Source organism: Ruegeria sp. CDSC054 (assembly GCF_059610645.1).
Genome location: NZ_JBXWOA010000002.1, coordinates 138,961 through 155,834 on the forward strand (window position 1 = coordinate 138,961; position 16,874 = coordinate 155,834).

Here is a 16,874-nt window from a genome sequence, read left to right on the forward strand (position 1 = left end):
CTAATCAAGCGACTTGGACTGAGAACGGGTTCATTAACCATCTGTAAAACACCCGCCGCGATGATCACTAAATTGCTGTGGGAGCGCGAAGGTATGACTCAAGATAATCGGGGGGCCGTAAATCACCGGCTGAAATGGATCGGTATCAGCATGTTGCTGATTTCTCTGGCAATTGGATGCGGCTGGGGAATCTACAAATTGCCCGCGCCGCTGGTCGACAGGATGCTTAAGGTCGACATTCTTAAGCAGGCTGAGCTGTGGAAGCGCCGTGTCGTCTTGCATCTAGAGGACCCCGAGACCGCGCTTAAGACGGGCGTGATTGACGCGCATGACGCCGAATTTCTGGCCGCGATGCCCGAAGCTTCTGATGTTTACCGCTTCAAATTGCTCGACTCGAATGGGCGTGTCACCTGGTCGACTCGTCCGACAGAGGAGGGCAGTGTTGAAACCCGTGATTTCTTTCGCAGCGACGTTGCCAGAGGAATGCTTCACTACATTCAGGAAGTTGTTCCCCTGTCCGAGATCGACGGGCTTGATCTGCATACCGACAATATCCTGAACGCAGCGCAGCACCATGTTGCCGAAGTCTTTATGCCGGTGGCCAAGAATGGGCGTTTCATCGGCGCAATTGAATTCTTTACTGATATATCCGACTTGCGCACCACGTTCATCACGCGGCTTAGGATTTCTTTGACCGTTCTAAGTGGCATCGCCCTGCTTGCGCTTGTTGCCGTGTCCTTTGCCAGCTACCGGGCGAACCGCTTGCAATTGCGGGCCCTGCAAAAACAATCCGCCAAAGAGCGTGATCTAATGGAAGATCAGCTACGCCTGGCCCGCGAAGTCCGATTGCTGGGCGAATTGAACGAGTGGTTGCAATCCAGCCGGTCCTTGGACGAGCTGTTCGATATGGTCTCGCGCTTCATGACCCATATCCTACCCGAAGCTGAGGGCAGCGTTTACGTATATTCCAACTCGCGCGACGTCCTGGATGGCTGTGCCAGTTGGAATGGCGGGACCCATAAGGCGCACATCCATCCCGAAGGGTGTTGGGGGCTTCGGCGTGGCCGAACCTATGAATACGGCGCGTCTGAGATCGACTTTGTCTGTGAACACGCCGAACCACATGACGGACGGCCCTATTTCTGCTTTCCAATTCTGGCGCATGGGGAGACGGTCGGCCTTCTGCACCTCCGCGCCCTTGAAGGGACAGATGAGGCGTTTCACACGAGTAAAAAGCTGGCACAGCTCAGCGCTGAACAGATCAGCATGGCGATAGCCAACGTACGGATGCGCGATCAGTTGCACGACCAGTCCGTCCGGGACCCGTTGACCGGGCTGTTCAACCGGCGGCATATGCTTGAAACCCTGCGCAAATCCATCAACCGTAGTCAGCAAACCGGCGCACCGCTCAGCCTGATTGCCGTGGATGTCGATCATTTCAAGAAATTCAACGACACCCATGGGCATGATGCCGGTGACATGGTGTTGCGTGCAGTTGGTGCCGCTTTGGAACAGGGCTGCGACCGGGATGAAGTTGCCTGCCGCATTGGTGGCGAAGAATTCATGCTGATCCTGCCCGACAATACGTCGGACGACGCGATCACGCGGGCTGAGCAATTGCGGCAAGCGGTCGAGGCCGTCTCGGTGCGCTACGGTGAGAAATCCCTGCCCCGTATCACGATCTCGGTTGGGGTTTCGCATTATCCGGCGCATGGCACTATGCCGCAGGATCTGATGCGCGCCGCCGATGATGCGCTGTATACGGCAAAGGATAAAGGTCGCAATCAAGTTCAGGTCGCCGGCAGCGAGTATGACACACGGCAGATTTCAAAGCTCAAAAAGCCAATAAAAGCCGTTAGCGGGCAATCAACGGCTTAAAATCCTTGCCGAATCGCGCCTTAGGTCGGATCAATCCCCATGGACCTTCATAGTCGCTTTCCCGGCATCGCCGATCTGAAACACCGCGCCCAGCGCAGGATACCTCACTTTGTCTGGGAGTATCTGGACAGCGGAACCGGGGTTGAAGCCACGCTGCGCCGCAATCGCGATGGATTGGACCGCGTCGGTTTCCTGCCGTCTATCCTGCACGGACCATTGGAATTTGACACTTCGACCGAGTTCCTGGGTCAGACCTACCCATTACCGTTCGGCGTTGCCCCGATCGGTATGGCAGGCCTGATTTGGCCTGATGCCGAAGCTCATCTTGCCCGCGCTGCCGCAAGCGCCGGTCTGCCCTTTACCCTATCCAACGTTGCCTGCCAAAGCCCCGAGGACGTCGCGCCGCATCTGGGTGACAACGCGTGGTTTCAGCTTTATCCGCCAAAGGATCCGGACATTCGCAAGGACTTGCTGGATCGGGTTCGGAACGCTGGTTTTACGACGCTGGTGATGACGGCAGATGTCCCGGTTGCATCCCGGCGCGAGCGCCAAACACGTTCGGGTCTGACCAATCCACCGCGGTTGACGCCACGCCTTCTGGCACAGATCGCGATGCGGCCGGAATGGGCGCTTGGAATAGCGCGCAGCGGGCCCCCGCGGATGCGGACACTGGACAAGTATACGGACGACTCCAGCAACCTGCCGCCGACGGCCCATGTTGGGTATCTGCTGCGGACGTCCCCGGATATGGACTATGTTCACTGGCTGCGCAATGCCTGGGATGGCCCGCTGATCGTGAAAGGCGTCCAGCGTCCTGAAGATGCCGAACCGTTGCAGCAAGCGGGAGTGGACGCTCTCTGGCTTTCGAATCACGGCGGTCGGCAATTTGATGGTGCCCCGGCCAGCATCGAAGCCCTGCCCGCCATCCGTGCGGCTACGGACTTGCCCCTGATCTTCGACAGTGGGGTCGAAGGTGGTTTGGACATATTGCGTGCTAAGGCCCTTGGCGCCGATTTCGTGATGATGGGGCGCGGCTTCATGTATGCCCTCGCCGCCCTGGGTGCCAAAGGCCCTCCCCACCTCATCGACATTTTGCGGCAGGACATGCACGCAAACATGGGCCAATTGGGCGCCGAGTCGCTGAATCACCTTCCGCCCACTACACCGCTTGTTCATGCCGCGATGCAGCGCTATTAGAGAGATAGCGCTAACAGGGGGCGTTTGCGAGCGTTAACATGCCGGTTCTACCCAGAACGACTGATATACGTACGCGTATTGTCCGCCTATCAACACGGCCAAACAAGTAGGACCGGGACCCGACATGACTGATTTCAACAAGATCCTGATCGCCAACCGCGGCGAAATTGCCATCCGCGTGATGCGCGCCGCCAATGAGATGGGCAAACGCACCGTTGCCGTCTTTGCCGAAGAGGACAAGCTGGGCTTGCATCGCTTCAAGGCGGATGAGGCCTATCGCATCGGCGAAGGCATGGGGCCTGTTGCCGCCTACCTGAGCATCGATGAGATCATCCGCGTCGCTAAAGAGTGCGGAGCAGATGCGATCCACCCCGGCTATGGCTTGCTGTCCGAGAACCCGGACTTTGTTGATGCCTGCGTTCAGAACGGCATCACCTTCATCGGTCCCAAAGCCGAAACCATGCGTGCACTGGGCGACAAGGCCAGCGCACGCCGCGTGGCCATCGCGGCAGGTGTGCCGGTGATTCCGGCGACCGAGGTGCTGGGCGATGACATGGATGCGATCCGCGCCGAGGCGAAGGAAATCGGCTATCCTCTGATGCTCAAAGCCTCCTGGGGCGGCGGCGGACGCGGCATGCGCCCGATCCTGTCACAAGATGAACTGGAAGAGAAAGTTCTGGAAGGCCGTCGCGAGGCCGAAGCCGCGTTCGGCAATGGCGAGGGCTATCTGGAAAAAATGATTATCCGCGCCCGCCATGTCGAGGTGCAGATCTTAGGCGACAAGCATGGTGAGATCTATCACTTGTACGAACGCGACTGCTCGGTCCAGCGCCGGAACCAAAAAGTTGTCGAACGCGCCCCTGCCCCTTACTTAAGCGAAGAACAACGCGCCGAGATTTGTGAGCTGGGCCGCAAAATCTGCGCGCATGTAAATTATGAATGCGCAGGCACAGTTGAATTCCTGATGGATATGGAAACCGGCAAGTTCTACTTCATCGAAGTGAATCCGCGCGTGCAAGTCGAACACACGGTTACTGAAGAAGTCACCGGTATCGACATCGTTCAGGCTCAGATCCTGATCGCCGAGGGCAAAACCCTAGCCGAAGCCACGGGTGCCGCCAGCCAGGCAGACGTGCATCTGACCGGCCACGCGCTGCAGACCCGGATCACTACCGAAGATCCGCAAAACAACTTTATCCCCGACTATGGCCGCATCACTGCGTATCGCTCGGCTACCGGCATGGGCATCCGTCTGGACGGTGGTACGGCTTATGCAGGCGGGGTGATCACGCGGTACTATGACTCGCTGCTGACCAAGGTGACCGCCAAGGCTCCGACGCCCGAGGCGGCGATTGCCCGGATGGACCGCGCCCTGCGCGAGTTCCGCATTCGCGGCGTCAGCACCAATATCGACTTTGTCATCAACCTGCTGAAGCACCCGACTTTCCTGTCGAACGAGTATACGACCAAATTCATCGATACGACGCCGGACTTGTTCTCCTTTAAGCGCCGCCGCGACCGGGGTACCAAGGTTCTGACCTATATCGCCGACATCACAGTGAATGGTCACCCAGAGACCAAGGACCGCCCCGAACCTCGCGCCGATCTGAAAGACGCAAAGCCCCCGGCACCGAAGTCGGAACCGCAGATGGGCGCACGCAACCTGCTGGAGCAAAAAGGCCCGCAAGCCGTTGCTGATTGGATGAAGGCGCAGCGCCAGCTTCTGATCACCGACACAACCATGCGCGACGGCCACCAGTCTTTGCTGGCGACCCGGATGCGGTCGATCGACATGATCAAGGTCGCGCCAACCTATGCAGCTAACCTGCCGCAGTTGTTCTCGGTCGAATGCTGGGGCGGTGCAACTTTCGACGTGGCCTATCGGTTCCTGCAAGAATGCCCTTGGCAGCGTCTGCGCGACCTCCGCGAAGCGATGCCGAACCTGATGACCCAGATGCTGTTGCGCGGTGCGAACGGGGTCGGCTACACCAATTACCCTGACAACGTTGTGCAAGAGTTCGTACGTCAGGCATCGCAGAACATCGATGTGTTCCGTGTGTTCGACTCGTTGAACTGGGTTGAGAATATGCGCGTCGCGATGGACGCCGTGGTTGAGAACGGTAAAATCTGTGAGGGCACCGTCTGTTACACCGGTGACATTCTGGACCCGGATCGCGCCAAGTATGACCTGAAATACTATGTCGGCATGGCGAAAGAACTGCGCGATGCGGGTGCTCATATACTTGGCCTCAAGGACATGGCGGGGCTATTGAAACCAGCCTCGGCGCGCATCTTGATCCGTGCACTGAAGGAGGAGGTGGGGCTACCGATCCACTTCCACACACACGACACAGCCGGCATCGCCAGCGCGACCATCCTGGCCGCATCCGAGGCAGGTGTGGACGCGGTGGATTGCGCGATGGACAGCTTTAGTGGCAACACATCGCAGGCGACTTTGGGCACAGTGGTCGAAGCGCTGCGCCATACTGAGCGCGATACCGGCTTGGACATCAAGGCGATCCGTGAAATCAGCGACTATTTCGAGGCGGTTCGCGGCCAATATGCAGCCTTCGAATCCAGTCTGCAGGCTCCGGCTTCTGAGGTTTACTTGCACGAGATGCCCGGCGGTCAGTTCACCAACCTCAAGGCGCAGGCGCGTTCGCTGGGGCTGGAAGAACGTTGGCACGAGGTCGCTCAGATGTATGCTGACGTGAACCGGATGTTCGGTGACATCGTGAAGGTGACACCGTCATCCAAGGTGGTCGGTGACATGGCGCTGATGATGGTCAGCCAGAACATGACCCGTGAACAGGTCGAAGACCCGAATACGGATGTTGCCTTCCCTGACTCGGTGGTCGACATGATGCGCGGCAATCTGGGTCAACCTCCGGGCGGTTTCCCCGACACTATCGTCAAGAAGGTGCTCAAGGATGAAGCCCCCAACACCGATCGCCCCGGCAAAGACGTCCCAGCAGTCGACTTGGAGGCGACCCGGGCGGACTTGTCCAAACAGCTTGAGGGCAAGGAAGTCGATGATGAGGATCTGAACGGCTATCTGATGTATCCCAAAGTGTTCCTTGACTACATGGGGCGTCACCGGGCTTACGGACCTGTACGCACACTTCCCACGCGCACCTTCTTCTATGGCATGGAACCGGGCGAAGAGATCACGGCTGAGATAGACCCCGGCAAAACGCTGGAAATCCGCTGTCAGGCCATCGGTGAGACCGATGAAAAGGGCGAGGTCAAAGTGTTCTTTGAGCTCAACGGCCAACCGCGCGTGATCCGGGTTCCAAACCGTCTGGTGACCTCAACCACGCAGTCCCGTCCCAAAGCCGAGGCGGGCAACCCCAACCACATCGGCGCGCCGATGCCCGGCGTGGTGGCCACCGTTGCCGTGACCGCGGGCCAGGAGGTCAAGGAAGGCGACATGCTGCTGACCATCGAAGCGATGAAGATGGAAACCGGCATCCACGCCGAGCGCGATGCGACGGTCAAGGCCGTGCACGTTCAGCCGGGCAGCCAGATTGACGCAAAGGACCTACTGGTCGAACTGGAATAAACGACCTAACCTTTTCGGGAACAAGGGCCGTTCGGGGAACCGGGCGGCCCTTTTTTGATCCTGAAAGGAGCAGACCATGCTGTCCATCACCCCAGTCTATGCCGCATTGCTGGCACTTCTCTATGTCGCGCTCAGTGTGCGGGTCATCCTGCAGCGCCGCGGCGACAAGATTTCTTACGGCGATGGTGGCAACACCGACATGCTCAAAGTGATGCGCACGCATTCCAACTTTGCCGAATATGCACCGTTTGCCCTGTTACTAATCGCCATGGTCGAGCTGCAGGGCGCCGGTGGCTGGCTGGTCAATCTATTGGGCTTTGGCATTCTGGCCGGGCGCGTGCTGCATGCCTATGGGTTCGGCCGCAAACCGCAGATTGTCATTCTGCGCCAGATCGGCATGTTGCTGACCTTTGCCGTGATTGTGGTTGCGGCGATAGCCAGCCTTTTGATGGCGCTGTGAACGGGATGGCGGAGATTACCCCGCCAAAACCTGCGTTTCGATTCGAGGGGATTCCGTAAAAATTGATTCGACATCGCCCATTCGATTCTCGCCTTTGCCAGACACCGCTGTGGCCAGCAAAATCATCGCCGCCAGGGCCGCCATCTTCAGATCCTTAGAATACGTCATTTTCGTCACCTCCACCGTTCTTGTTCTTGGATGCTCTGGTTCTTGAACGGTTAAGGGGCGCGTTTCCGTCGCAAAGAATTTTCCTCTTTTTTGTTTTTTCCGCTTGAAGCCATGCGTGGGAATTAATACACCCCTCCTCACTCAACGGCGCGGGCGTAGCTCAGGGGTAGAGCATAACCTTGCCAAGGTTAGGGTCGGGCGTTCGAATCGCCTCGCCCGCTCCATTGAGAGACCGAAAGGTCGAAAATATGTATCTGATGCGGGCGTAGCTCAGGGGTAGAGCATAACCTTGCCAAGGTTAGGGTCGGGCGTTCGAATCGCCTCGCCCGCTCCAGATACAACCCTCTCTGAACATGCTGGTTCTTTGTCTGGTGTTGCGGCATTCTCGAATGGCACGCAATCACAACAGAGGTGCGCTGATGCCAGAATACGTTATTCGCGCTTTGACTGAAGACGAAGTTCAAACGGCCGTCGATTGGGCCGGCCAGGAAGGCTGGAACCCGGGGCTACACGACGCGGTCTGCTTTCGGGGTTCCGACCCCGAAGGGTTTAAGGGCGGGTTCCTGGATGGGCAGATGATCGCATCGGCCTCTGCTGTGAATTATGACGATAACTACTCGTTTTTAGGCTTTTATATCGTCCGGCCCGAGTATCGCGGATCGGGATATGGGCTGCAGGTTGCCGAGGCGGTCAAGGCGCATTGCCAGCACCGGAACATGGGCATGGACGGTGTTGTCGAACAGCAGGACAATTATCGAAAATTCGGGTTCGAGCTGGCCTATGACAATTATCGCTTCTCGGGCACAGTTGGTGAAATTCTAGACCAGTTAGGCCGGTCCCTTCACGATCAGATCACGCCCCTCAGCGCCCTGACGGATGAGCTGAAATCGTACGACCGGGGCTTGTTCCCTGCCCCGCGCGACACGTTCCTTCACGCCTGGCTCAGTGCGCCCAGCCACGTCTCTCGCGTGTTCGAAGAAGATGGTCAGATCAAGGGCTATGCAACCCTGCGGCGGTGTTTGAGCGGGTACAAGGTCGGCCCCCTGTTTGCGAACAATCCTGAGAGCGCAGAGGCCCTTTTGGTGTCGCTGCTGGCCACACTTCCCTCCGATCAGATGGATGCGGAGGTCTTCATCGACATGCCCAACCCCAACGCGCATGCTATGGCAATGGCGCAACAGTTGGGTTTGACCAAAGTCTTCGAAACAGGTCGCATGTATTCCAGCCACGCACCAAATATTGATCTGGACCGGATTTACGGCATCACAACATTCGAACTGGGGTAAATTTACCCCACACTCGACATTCCAAAAGCGCATTTACAAAAAGGAAATCTATAGAATGCCCAGCGAAACCCAAAAGCGGTTGCTGCTTGAGATGTTTGAGAATCTGCCGGGCGTGGTTTTCATGCTTTTGTTTCGGGCCACGGATGATATGCGGTTGGCCGGGTGGATCGGCACGGTTCTGGCCGCCTCGGTTTGCGTTACCTATGTCAGGAAAACGCTGCGTCCACAGCCCATTTTACTTGGTATCAATCTCTTCATGGTGGCTATCACGCCACTGATCGAATGCCTGATCTTGCTTGGCTATCGCGACACGGCGACGATTTTGACCGGGAACATCGCGACACTCGTTCTTATGAGTGTATTCTTAACGGGTGTCGTTTTGACCTTGTTCAGAACGAACGGGTTCTTGAACTATCAGACCAACGGCGCGAAACAGAGAAACACACACTCTGCCGTTTTGCTGATTGTCTGCGCAATCGGTGTGGTTTGGTCGCAATTGGCCGGAGAAAACTATCTGGTCTCGCTTGGCATTCCGCTGATGGTATTGTTCGGTGTGCATCAGTTGCTCCGGGCAGGAACAACTGATCAGCAGGCGCGCAATGGCGCGATTTTGGCATGTACCGCGCCGCAAGGTTCGGTGTCCAACGCTTCGGTCTGACTCAGAACGCCTTGAAGGTCATGGTGGTCAAAGACCGCTCAATATTTGGGATCACCAACAGGTTTTCATTGATGAAATGACCGACATCGTCGGATTCGGGGATGTAGAGCTTAAGTAGCAGGTCATATTCGCCGCTGGTGGAGTAAAGCTCGGAGTGAATCTCGCGCAGCGCGATCTCTTCGGCGACCTTATAGGTGGTGCCGGGTGTGCAGCGGATCTGAATGAAAACGCAGGTGGACATGATTTGGACCTGTTGGTTGAGTTTCCGGCAGGCTGGCATGGCACGTCACCGGGCGCAATCCCCTGCAACAGATTGCAGTGAATGCAACGCTTGGTCTGGATAAGCCGACCAATCCCCGTCTATAAGCGCGCCTGTAGCAAAAGGAATTCGCCCATGCGCAGCGCAAAGATCAGCCGTCAAACCGCCGAGACCGAGATTTCGGTCGAGGTCAATCTTGACGGAACCGGCACCTATGACAACCAAACCGGTGTCGGGTTCTTCGATCACATGCTGGACCAACTTGCGCGCCATTCGCTGATCGACATTACGATCCGCGCCAAGGGCGATTACCACATCGACGACCACCACACGGTTGAGGATACCGGCATCGCGCTGGGTCAGGCGCTGACGCAGGCGTTGGGCGACAAGAAGGGCATCCGTCGTTACGGCGAGTGCCACCTGCCCATGGATGACGCGCAAGTACGCTGCGCTCTGGACCTGTCCGCGCGCCCGTTTCTGATCTGGAACGTGAACCTGCCGACCCCCAAGATCGGCACGTTCGACACCGAACTGGTGCGCGAGTTCTTTCAGGCGCTCAGCACCCATGGCGGCATCACGCTGCACATCGACCAGTTACACGGGTTCAATAGCCACCACATTGCCGAGGCCGCGTTTAAGGCCGTCGCGCGTGCATTGCGTTTGGCGGTCGAAACCGATCCACGCAAGGCGGACGCGATTCCGTCCACGAAGGGCGCGTTGTAGATGCTGACGGCCATTATCGACTACGAAAGTGGCAATCTGCACTCGGCGGAAAAGGCGTTTCAGCGCATGGCGCGCGAGATGGACGCGGGTGAGGTTGTCGTAACCTCGGACGCGGAGGTGGTTGCCCGTGCGGACCGGCTGGTTCTACCCGGTGACGGCGCTTTTCCCGCCTGCGCGAATGAGCTGCGCGGGCACAAAGGCATCTACGACGCGATGGTCGAGGCCGTCGAACAGAAAGGCCGCCCCTTTCTGGGCATCTGCGTCGGCATGCAATTGATGGCCTCCAAGGGTCACGAATATCGCGAGACCGACGGTCTTGGCTGGGTTGCAGGTGATGTGGTGCGGATCGAGCCGTCAGATAGTGCGCTGAAAGTACCGCATATGGGCTGGAACGATCTGGTTCTGGAAAGCGAGCACCCGGTCTTTGCCGGGGTGCAATCAGGCGATCACGCCTATTTCGTGCACTCCTACCATTTCCGTGTCACCGATCCGGCGCAGCGTCTGGCCTTTGTGGATTATGGGCAGGAGGTCACGGCCGTGATCGGCCGCGACACAATGGTTGGGATGCAGTTTCACCCTGAGAAAAGTCAGGATGTGGGCCTGCGGATGATCGGGAACTTCCTGACCTGGACGCCCTGAGCGGTTACTGAACCCGCGTCCAGTCCTGCCCGCGACACACGAGACCGCCTACAGCACAGCCTTTGACGGTCAGCTTGTTCTGGCTGTCCAGCGTCATTTTCGAGCTGTAGGTCTTGTCCCGGTCCGGGGCCCAGATCTTGCCGCCGCTATAGCTGCCGCCGCCATCGGGCACCATATCCCAGATGATCTGCTTGCCGAGGTTTTCATACGCCAGCTGCTCATTACCGTCTTTGTCAAAGGCGGTGTCGATGGTGCCACAAATCGCGCTGCCGCATTCCGAAATCGAAACGTGAAGATAGCCGCCAGTATCACCTGGTTGGGTTTTCCAAAGTCCGTCAACCGGATCGGCTGCAAAAGCAGCGCTGGCCAATACCGCAAACCCGGCTGCAAGTGTGAATGTTTTCATGATTTCCTCCCTTATTTCTGCTCAGTCTGGCCCGGCTGGGCAATTCCGGCAAGATTGACTTGGCGTCGCGTTGCATCCCCTGCCCCGCATGTGCGATATCCCGCGCGAACAAATCAGATATAGGGCCGCCTGACATGATCCTCTACCCCGCCATCGACCTCAAAGACGGACAGGCCGTGCGCCTGTTGCGTGGTGAAATGGATAAGGCAACCGTGTTCAACGACGACCCTGCAGCGCAGGCACGGGCTTTTGTCGAGGCAGGCTGTGAATGGCTGCACCTCGTCGATCTGAACGGCGCTTTCGCAGGTGAACCGGTCAACGCCGCCCCGGTTGAAGCGATCCTGAGAGAATGCAACGTGCCCGCGCAGTTGGGCGGTGGCATTCGCGACATGTCCACGATCGAGACATGGATCGACAAAGGTCTGGCGCGCGTGATTCTGGGCACCGTGGCGGTCGAAAACCCCGATCTGGTGCGTGAAGCTGCCAAGGAGTTTCCGGGCAAAGTTGCTGTCGGCATCGATGCGCGCGACGGCATGGTGGCCACTAAGGGCTGGGCCGAAGAGACCAACGTGAAGATCACCGATCTGGCCCGCAGTTTCGAGGACGCAGGCGTTGCGGCCATCATCTATACAGACATTAATCGCGACGGGGCGATGCAGGGGCCGAACATCCGGGCTACGGCAGATTTGGCCCGCGCGGTTTCAATCCCGGTCATCGCCTCGGGTGGGGTCAGTTCGCTGGATGATCTGATCGCCCTGCGTGATTGTGGCGTGGCATTGGACGGCGCGATCTCGGGCCGGGCGCTTTACGATGGCGCGATTGACCTTTCCGAGGCCATTCGCGCCTTAAGCTGATCACTCGGCCGCAACCGAAGTCAGCTTGGCAAGCGCACCGCGCATCTTTTCGATGACAGGTGATTTCTCGACTTCGTCTAGCTCATCCATCGTCTCTTTCGGGTCCTCATAGGCCAGCCAGACCTGCCCGGTCTCGTCTTCGTATGCCTGCACTTTGAGCGGCAGGAAAAGCCCGGCACGTGGATCAATCTGCATCGCGGGTGTACCCAGTGCCGGGTTGCCAAAGATCAGAACCTGATTGGCGGGAATGGTTAAGCCAACCTTTTCCGCACCCGCTGCGTGATCGACGCGGGCAAAGACGGTCGCGCCCGCGTTACCAACGGCAGCTTCCAGGGCGTCCATCGCCTCTTGCACCGATTTGTTCGAATTTACCTTGATGATGTCGTCAGCCATGGCAGACATCGCCCCTCCAAAAGTCAAAATTGTTGCCAGTATCAGATTTCGCATATCGGGTTTCCTTTTGTAAATTTCATCCAAATTGTCTCAGCTTTTCGCGAACTTGCAATCACATCTCCGGCATCGGCGTGGCCTTGCCGCGCACCCGAATCTCACAGCTTAGCAACCTGCGCAGACCGTCCCGCATTTGAGAACAATAGCCCATTCTGACAGATATTTTACCAAGCTTGGCCCAAACTTGGTCTTATTTCGCCTGTAGCAGTTTGAAAAATAACTCGAGCAGGGATTGCCACCGTGAGTATTACGAGCACAGAATATTCGAACAATTCTTGGTTCAGAATTGCGATCATATTCAGTTTTTGCGTCACAATTTTTGTCAGCGCATCTCTTCTGTTTTTTGTCCAGCCCCTGTTTGCCAAGCTGGTCCTACCGCAAATCGGTGGCGCTCCTGCGGTTTGGACGACCGCGATGCTGTTCTTCCAGATGGTTTTAATCTTGGGCTACATTTACGCCCATGTGCTGACGAAATGGATACCTCTGCGCTGGCAGCTTGTGACTCATCTGGTACTTTGGACGGCTGCGCTGACGTACCTGCCCCTTTCAATAAACGAGAGCTGGAGCTATGACGCATCCAGCTCGACCGCACTGCAAACCCTTAAATTGTTTGCCCTGGGTGTCGGTCTGCCATTTGCGGTTCTTTCTGCGAATGCGCCATTGCTTCAGGCGTGGTACTCACGGTCCGGCGGGCCTTCGGCAGACGACCCTTATTTCCTGTACAGCGCCAGTAATGTGGGATCACTGCTGGCTCTTCTGGCTTTTCCTTTGCTGGCAGACCCTCTTCTGGGTGCCAGTGCGACCAGCAAAATTTGGTCCGTCGGATTTGTCATTTTCGGTGGGTTGATGGCGGTAAGTGGCCTTATTGCGCTGCGCGGATCGAGCAGCGACCTTGCGCCGATCGCAGCTGATGTCGCGAAGAGCACCCCAAAGATGAAGCAGATTGCAACCTGGATTGTGATCGCTTTCGTACCCTCATCCCTGATGCTTTCCTTTACCACGAAAGCCAGTACGGATCTGGGTTCAATCCCGCTTATCTGGGTTGTGCCCCTTGCGACCTACCTTCTTTCCTTCATATTCGCCTTTGCGAAACTGAATTGGCTTAGTGTCAAATCCTTACACATCCCGATGATTTTGGCACTGGCGATTGGTGTCGTCCTACTTTCCAACCTGATCGACCATCACACAAACCCCATCGTCTTTTTGTTGTACGTTCCCATTCTATTTGTAATCGCCTTGTATGCACATAGGTTGCTTTATGAAATGAGACCGCCGGCAGAGCAATTGACAGTGTTCTACATCGCACTGTCGATAGGCGGGGCTTTTGGCGGATTGTTCAATTCCATTATTGCACCTTTTGCATTTGCCCTAGAAGTCGAGGCGCAAATGACGCTTATTTTGGCTGGCGGGTTGCTCTTGATCGGGAAAGGCGCAGTTACGCCCAGGAATCTGGCATTTGGCCTGATTATCAGCTACCCGATCCTTTTGTGCTTCGGCATGATCGATGGAATAAACCCTCTTGGAGATGGAGCCTTGCGCGCGGTTGTCGCAACCGCGATGCTGTTGGGTGCACTGATCCTGTTCCGTAATCAACCTGCGCGTATCATAGCGATTATCGCGGCACTTATGCTGCAGGTACTTTGGCCACAAAAAGACTCGTTACTTCAGGATCGAAGCTTCTTTGGAACGCACAGGGTTTTCTCAATTGCGGGCCTCAGAATGTATCAAAACGGGACCACACTGCACGGTTTGCAGTTAGAATCAGAAATTGGTCAAAAACCTACGCCGAAGTCTTACTACTATCCCAAAGGGCCAATGGCTCAGGTCATAACGTCTGAATTCGGACAAGAAGCCGACAGCATCGGTATTGTCGGCCTCGGAGTTGGTGCTCTGTCCTGCTACAAGCTTCCATCTCAGAAATGGGCATTCTTTGAAATCGACGCCATGGTTGACCAAGTGGCGCGCAACCCATCCCTTTTCACCTACATCTCGGAATGCGCACCAGATTCGCCAACGCATCTTGGTGACGCACGCATTGTCCTGGCGCACACAGATTATTCCTTCGATATTCTCGTCCTGGACGCATACAGTTCTGATGCTATTCCTGTGCATCTGATCACTGAAGAAGCAGTGCGGATGTATACAGAGCGACTGGCTGATGACGGGATATTGGTCTTTCACATCAGCAACCGGTACTACGATCTGGTCGACCCACTTGCGCGCATTGCAGACAAGCTTGGTCTCCACGCGGCCAAACAGTTCCATCGGATTGAACCAGGCGCAAACGAACTAGGCGCATCGGATTCCCAAGTGGTGATTGTCAGCCCAGATCAGGGACGAGTCGACGGTTTTGTCCAAAATGGAAAATGGCAGCCCGTGGTTTCTGATGGGGGAGAGCCGTGGACGGACGATAAGGCAAACTTGCTGTCCGCGCTCATATTGCTCAAAGACAAGCAGTAAACGCACTAATGTGAGACAACATTTTCTTCCAACCGGCAGAAATTCCGCTTCAAAGGTTCAATTGACCCCGCCGTTTTCCGCAAGGTGCCTTTACGACACTGGAAAAGGCGGGGTTTTGCCGATACAGGTGCGCCAACAAAGGACGCCGGTATGCTGAAAACTCGTATCATTCCCTGTCTGGATGTCGCCGATGGCCGTGTTGTCAAAGGTGTCAATTTCGTTGGTCTGCGTGACGCGGGCGATCCTGTAGAGTCGGCCAAAGCCTATGACGCAGCAGGCGCGGATGAGATCTGTTTTCTGGACATTCACGCCACCCACGAAAACCGCGGCACCATGTTCGATGTGGTTCAACGCACAGCTGAACAGTGTTTTGTTCCGCTGACCGTCGGTGGAGGCGTCCGTACAAAAGACGACGTTCGCGCGCTGCTGCTGGCTGGCGCCGACAAGGTCAGCTTCAACTCGGCCGCTGTCGCCAATCCGGATGTCATCGCCGAAGCTGCGGATCAATTCGGTAGCCAGTGTATTGTCTGCGCCATCGACGCCAAAACCGTCAGCCCGGGCAAATGGGAGATTTTCACCCATGGGGGTCGCAAACCGACCGGCATCGACGCAGTTGAGTTCGCCAAAACCGTTGTCGCCAAAGGGGCCGGCGAGATTCTGTTGACCTCGATGGACCGCGACGGCACTAAAGCCGGGTTCAATCTGCCCCTGACCCGCGCGATCTCAGACGCGGTTGACGTGCCGGTGATTGCCTCGGGCGGCGTAGGCAACCTGGATCATCTGGTCGAAGGTGTGACAGAGGGCGGGGCCAGTGCCGTACTGGCGGCCTCCATCTTCCACTTTGGCGAATACACCATCCGCGAGGCCAAGGAACACATGGCTGCGGCTGGCATCCCCATGAGGCTGACATGAACATCCTGCACGATCTGGCCGCGACGATTGAGGCCCGCAAGGGGGCCGAGCCGGACTCCAGCTGGACCGCAAAGCTACTGGCTAAGGGGCCTGAGAAATGTGCCGAGAAATTCGGGGAAGAGGCTGTTGAGGCCATCATCGAAGCCGTCAAGGGTGACAAAGACAAGCTGACCGCTGAGGCTGCGGATGTCCTCTATCACCTGCTGGTCATGCTGGCCGCGCGGGACGTGGCGCTGGATGACGTATTGACCGAGTTGGCCCGCCGCCAGGGCACAAGCGGCATCACCGAAAAGGCATCGCGCCCAAAGACCTAAGCGCGGGTTCCGTCCTGCCGCCCTGCCCTGTATAGTCAGGGATCAGTGTGGGACCGACCGAGGAACGCGGGAATGACCAAGGCTCTGGCCAGTGTAATGGCTTTGCTTTCGCTTGTGATGATTACCGCGTGTTCGGCCCCGCCGCGCACGACCGGTGATGAAGTTCAAAGACTGGCAACGGAAATCCGCAGCCTTGGTCCCGACATCGACCCAGAAGAAGCCGATCGCGCGGCCCGCATCGCCTATTCCTATACCGCGCAGCTGGTTCAGGAGTACGAAATCACCGACCCTCCGCTGATCCACAATGCCAAGGTCAACAAGGGTCTACGCCCGCGTGGGCTGTGCTGGCATTGGGCCGAGGATATCGAACGTCGGCTGAAGCAAGAGAACTTCCAGACCTTGGAATTGCACCGTGCGATAGCAAATGCGGACAACCAGTTCAGAATCGACCACAGCACGGCCATCATCAGCCGCAAGGGTGAGACGATGTATGACGGCGTGGTCCTGGACCCATGGCGGTACGGCGGTGTTCTGTTCTGGTCGCCCTTGGTGGAAGACACCAAGTATGAATGGGTGCCGCGCAGCGTTGTTCTGGAAAAGCGCCGCCAGGAACAATACGGGGACTTGCTGCCCTATGTCGGCGGCTAG

General features: G+C 57.1%; 17 protein-coding genes and 2 tRNA genes. 15 read left to right on the forward strand and 4 right to left on the reverse strand.

What is annotated here, in order from left to right:
- Positions 1 to 93 precede the first annotated feature (93 nt).
- From AC2FGC_RS04620 to AC2FGC_RS04635, 4 genes are all read left to right on the forward strand, one after another.
- Complete coding sequence (locus AC2FGC_RS04620) at positions 94 to 1,878, forward strand: sensor domain-containing diguanylate cyclase (RefSeq protein WP_496724585.1); 1,785 nt, start codon at positions 94 to 96, stop codon at positions 1,876 to 1,878.
- Positions 1,879 to 1,917: 39 nt separating this feature from the next.
- Positions 1,918 to 3,075 (forward strand): alpha-hydroxy acid oxidase, encoded by a 1,158-nt coding sequence (locus tag AC2FGC_RS04625; protein WP_496724371.1) that lies wholly within the window; start codon positions 1,918 to 1,920, stop codon positions 3,073 to 3,075.
- 124 nt (positions 3,076 to 3,199) lie between these two features.
- Entirely contained in the window at positions 3,200 to 6,637 is a 3,438-nt protein-coding gene (locus AC2FGC_RS04630) for a pyruvate carboxylase (protein WP_496724369.1), read from the forward strand.
- 76 nt (positions 6,638 to 6,713) lie between these two features.
- Positions 6,714 to 7,097 carry an MAPEG family protein gene (locus AC2FGC_RS04635; protein WP_496781533.1) on the forward strand — a complete coding sequence of 128 codons (384 nt, stop codon included), beginning with the start codon at positions 6,714 to 6,716 and terminating at the stop codon, positions 7,095 to 7,097.
- A 15-nt stretch (positions 7,098 to 7,112) separates the two neighbouring features.
- Here AC2FGC_RS04635 and AC2FGC_RS04640 read toward each other — a convergent pair whose 3' ends face one another.
- Positions 7,113 to 7,265: a hypothetical protein gene (locus tag AC2FGC_RS04640; protein WP_282168837.1), complete on the reverse strand. Its 153-nt coding sequence runs from the start codon at positions 7,263 to 7,265 to the stop codon at positions 7,113 to 7,115.
- A gap of 149 nt (positions 7,266 to 7,414) precedes the next feature.
- Between AC2FGC_RS04640 and AC2FGC_RS04645 the strand changes: the two genes are divergently transcribed.
- The 4 genes from AC2FGC_RS04645 (at position 7,415) to AC2FGC_RS04660 (ending at position 9,209) form a co-directional block, all read left to right on the forward strand.
- Positions 7,415 to 7,489 (forward strand) — tRNA-Gly (locus AC2FGC_RS04645).
- Between the two features lie 35 nt (positions 7,490 to 7,524).
- A tRNA-Gly gene (locus AC2FGC_RS04650) sits at positions 7,525 to 7,599 on the forward strand.
- An 85-nt stretch (positions 7,600 to 7,684) separates the two neighbouring features.
- Positions 7,685 to 8,551: a GNAT family N-acetyltransferase gene (locus AC2FGC_RS04655; RefSeq protein ID WP_496724365.1), complete on the forward strand. Its 867-nt coding sequence runs from the start codon at positions 7,685 to 7,687 to the stop codon at positions 8,549 to 8,551.
- A gap of 55 nt (positions 8,552 to 8,606) precedes the next feature.
- Complete coding sequence (locus AC2FGC_RS04660) at positions 8,607 to 9,209, forward strand: hypothetical protein (protein WP_496724363.1); 603 nt, start codon at positions 8,607 to 8,609, stop codon at positions 9,207 to 9,209.
- A 1-nt stretch (position 9,210) separates the two neighbouring features.
- Here AC2FGC_RS04660 and AC2FGC_RS04665 read toward each other — a convergent pair whose 3' ends face one another.
- On the reverse strand, positions 9,211 to 9,450 hold the full coding sequence (locus tag AC2FGC_RS04665) for an Lrp/AsnC family transcriptional regulator (RefSeq protein WP_496724361.1): 240 nt from the start codon (positions 9,448 to 9,450) through the stop codon (positions 9,211 to 9,213).
- Positions 9,451 to 9,603: 153 nt separating this feature from the next.
- Here AC2FGC_RS04665 and hisB point away from each other — a divergent pair, with 153 nt between their 5' ends.
- Both hisB and hisH read left to right on the forward strand, forming a co-directional pair.
- Positions 9,604 to 10,191 carry an imidazoleglycerol-phosphate dehydratase HisB gene (gene hisB, locus AC2FGC_RS04670; protein WP_496724359.1) on the forward strand — a complete coding sequence of 196 codons (588 nt, stop codon included), beginning with the start codon at positions 9,604 to 9,606 and terminating at the stop codon, positions 10,189 to 10,191.
- Positions 10,192 to 10,830 carry an imidazole glycerol phosphate synthase subunit HisH gene (gene hisH, locus AC2FGC_RS04675; RefSeq protein ID WP_496724357.1) on the forward strand — a complete coding sequence of 213 codons (639 nt, stop codon included), beginning with the start codon at positions 10,192 to 10,194 and terminating at the stop codon, positions 10,828 to 10,830.
- A 4-nt stretch (positions 10,831 to 10,834) separates the two neighbouring features.
- On the opposite strand, the gene AC2FGC_RS04680 is transcribed toward hisH, so the two are convergent.
- Complete coding sequence (locus AC2FGC_RS04680) at positions 10,835 to 11,236, reverse strand: DUF2147 domain-containing protein (RefSeq protein ID WP_058274317.1); 402 nt, start codon at positions 11,234 to 11,236, stop codon at positions 10,835 to 10,837.
- A gap of 134 nt (positions 11,237 to 11,370) precedes the next feature.
- Between AC2FGC_RS04680 and hisA the strand changes: the two genes are divergently transcribed.
- On the forward strand, positions 11,371 to 12,090 hold the full coding sequence (gene hisA / locus AC2FGC_RS04685) for a 1-(5-phosphoribosyl)-5-[(5-phosphoribosylamino)methylideneamino]imidazole-4-carboxamide isomerase (protein ID WP_496724355.1): 720 nt from the start codon (positions 11,371 to 11,373) through the stop codon (positions 12,088 to 12,090).
- Here hisA and AC2FGC_RS04690 read toward each other — a convergent pair whose 3' ends face one another.
- Positions 12,091 to 12,537 carry a DUF302 domain-containing protein gene (locus AC2FGC_RS04690; protein WP_496724353.1) on the reverse strand — a complete coding sequence of 149 codons (447 nt, stop codon included), beginning with the start codon at positions 12,535 to 12,537 and terminating at the stop codon, positions 12,091 to 12,093.
- Between the two features lie 417 nt (positions 12,538 to 12,954).
- Here AC2FGC_RS04690 and AC2FGC_RS04695 point away from each other — a divergent pair, with 417 nt between their 5' ends.
- The 4 genes from AC2FGC_RS04695 to AC2FGC_RS04710 all read left to right on the forward strand — a co-directional run bounded on the left by AC2FGC_RS04695 (position 12,955) and on the right by AC2FGC_RS04710 (position 16,874).
- Entirely contained in the window at positions 12,955 to 15,000 is a 2,046-nt protein-coding gene (locus AC2FGC_RS04695) for a spermidine synthase (RefSeq protein WP_496781534.1), read from the forward strand.
- A 150-nt stretch (positions 15,001 to 15,150) separates the two neighbouring features.
- Positions 15,151 to 15,912 (forward strand): imidazole glycerol phosphate synthase subunit HisF, encoded by a 762-nt coding sequence (gene hisF / locus AC2FGC_RS04700; RefSeq protein ID WP_170383233.1) that lies wholly within the window; start codon positions 15,151 to 15,153, stop codon positions 15,910 to 15,912.
- Complete coding sequence (locus tag AC2FGC_RS04705; RefSeq protein ID WP_496724348.1) at positions 15,909 to 16,226, forward strand: phosphoribosyl-ATP diphosphatase; 318 nt, start codon at positions 15,909 to 15,911, stop codon at positions 16,224 to 16,226. The genes hisF and AC2FGC_RS04705 overlap by 4 nt, the downstream gene beginning before the upstream one ends.
- A gap of 72 nt (positions 16,227 to 16,298) precedes the next feature.
- Positions 16,299 to 16,874 (forward strand): hypothetical protein, encoded by a 576-nt coding sequence (locus tag AC2FGC_RS04710; protein WP_496724347.1) that lies wholly within the window; start codon positions 16,299 to 16,301, stop codon positions 16,872 to 16,874.

Excerpts from the sequence above, each read along its gene's own strand:
- AC2FGC_RS04620 (WP_496724585.1), top strand. The coding sequence starts at position 94 with ATGACTCAAGATAATCGGGGGGCCGTAAATCACCGGCTGAAATGGATC.
- AC2FGC_RS04625 (WP_496724371.1), top strand. The coding sequence starts at position 1,918 with ATGGACCTTCATAGTCGCTTTCCCGGCATCGCCGATCTGAAACACCGC.
- AC2FGC_RS04630 (WP_496724369.1), top strand. The coding sequence starts at position 3,200 with ATGACTGATTTCAACAAGATCCTGATCGCCAACCGCGGCGAAATTGCC.
- AC2FGC_RS04635 (WP_496781533.1), top strand. The coding sequence starts at position 6,714 with ATGCTGTCCATCACCCCAGTCTATGCCGCATTGCTGGCACTTCTCTAT.
- AC2FGC_RS04640 (WP_282168837.1), bottom strand. The coding sequence starts at position 7,265 with ATGACGTATTCTAAGGATCTGAAGATGGCGGCCCTGGCGGCGATGATT.
- AC2FGC_RS04655 (WP_496724365.1), top strand. The coding sequence starts at position 7,685 with ATGCCAGAATACGTTATTCGCGCTTTGACTGAAGACGAAGTTCAAACG.
- AC2FGC_RS04660 (WP_496724363.1), top strand. The coding sequence starts at position 8,607 with ATGCCCAGCGAAACCCAAAAGCGGTTGCTGCTTGAGATGTTTGAGAAT.
- AC2FGC_RS04665 (WP_496724361.1), bottom strand. The coding sequence starts at position 9,450 with ATGTCCACCTGCGTTTTCATTCAGATCCGCTGCACACCCGGCACCACC.
- hisB (WP_496724359.1), top strand. The coding sequence starts at position 9,604 with ATGCGCAGCGCAAAGATCAGCCGTCAAACCGCCGAGACCGAGATTTCG.
- hisH (WP_496724357.1), top strand. The coding sequence starts at position 10,192 with ATGCTGACGGCCATTATCGACTACGAAAGTGGCAATCTGCACTCGGCG.
- AC2FGC_RS04680 (WP_058274317.1), bottom strand. The coding sequence starts at position 11,236 with ATGAAAACATTCACACTTGCAGCCGGGTTTGCGGTATTGGCCAGCGCT.
- hisA (WP_496724355.1), top strand. The coding sequence starts at position 11,371 with ATGATCCTCTACCCCGCCATCGACCTCAAAGACGGACAGGCCGTGCGC.
- AC2FGC_RS04690 (WP_496724353.1), bottom strand. The coding sequence starts at position 12,537 with ATGCGAAATCTGATACTGGCAACAATTTTGACTTTTGGAGGGGCGATG.
- AC2FGC_RS04695 (WP_496781534.1), top strand. The coding sequence starts at position 12,955 with ATGCTGTTCTTCCAGATGGTTTTAATCTTGGGCTACATTTACGCCCAT.
- hisF (WP_170383233.1), top strand. The coding sequence starts at position 15,151 with ATGCTGAAAACTCGTATCATTCCCTGTCTGGATGTCGCCGATGGCCGT.
- AC2FGC_RS04705 (WP_496724348.1), top strand. The coding sequence starts at position 15,909 with ATGAACATCCTGCACGATCTGGCCGCGACGATTGAGGCCCGCAAGGGG.
- AC2FGC_RS04710 (WP_496724347.1), top strand. The coding sequence starts at position 16,299 with ATGACCAAGGCTCTGGCCAGTGTAATGGCTTTGCTTTCGCTTGTGATG.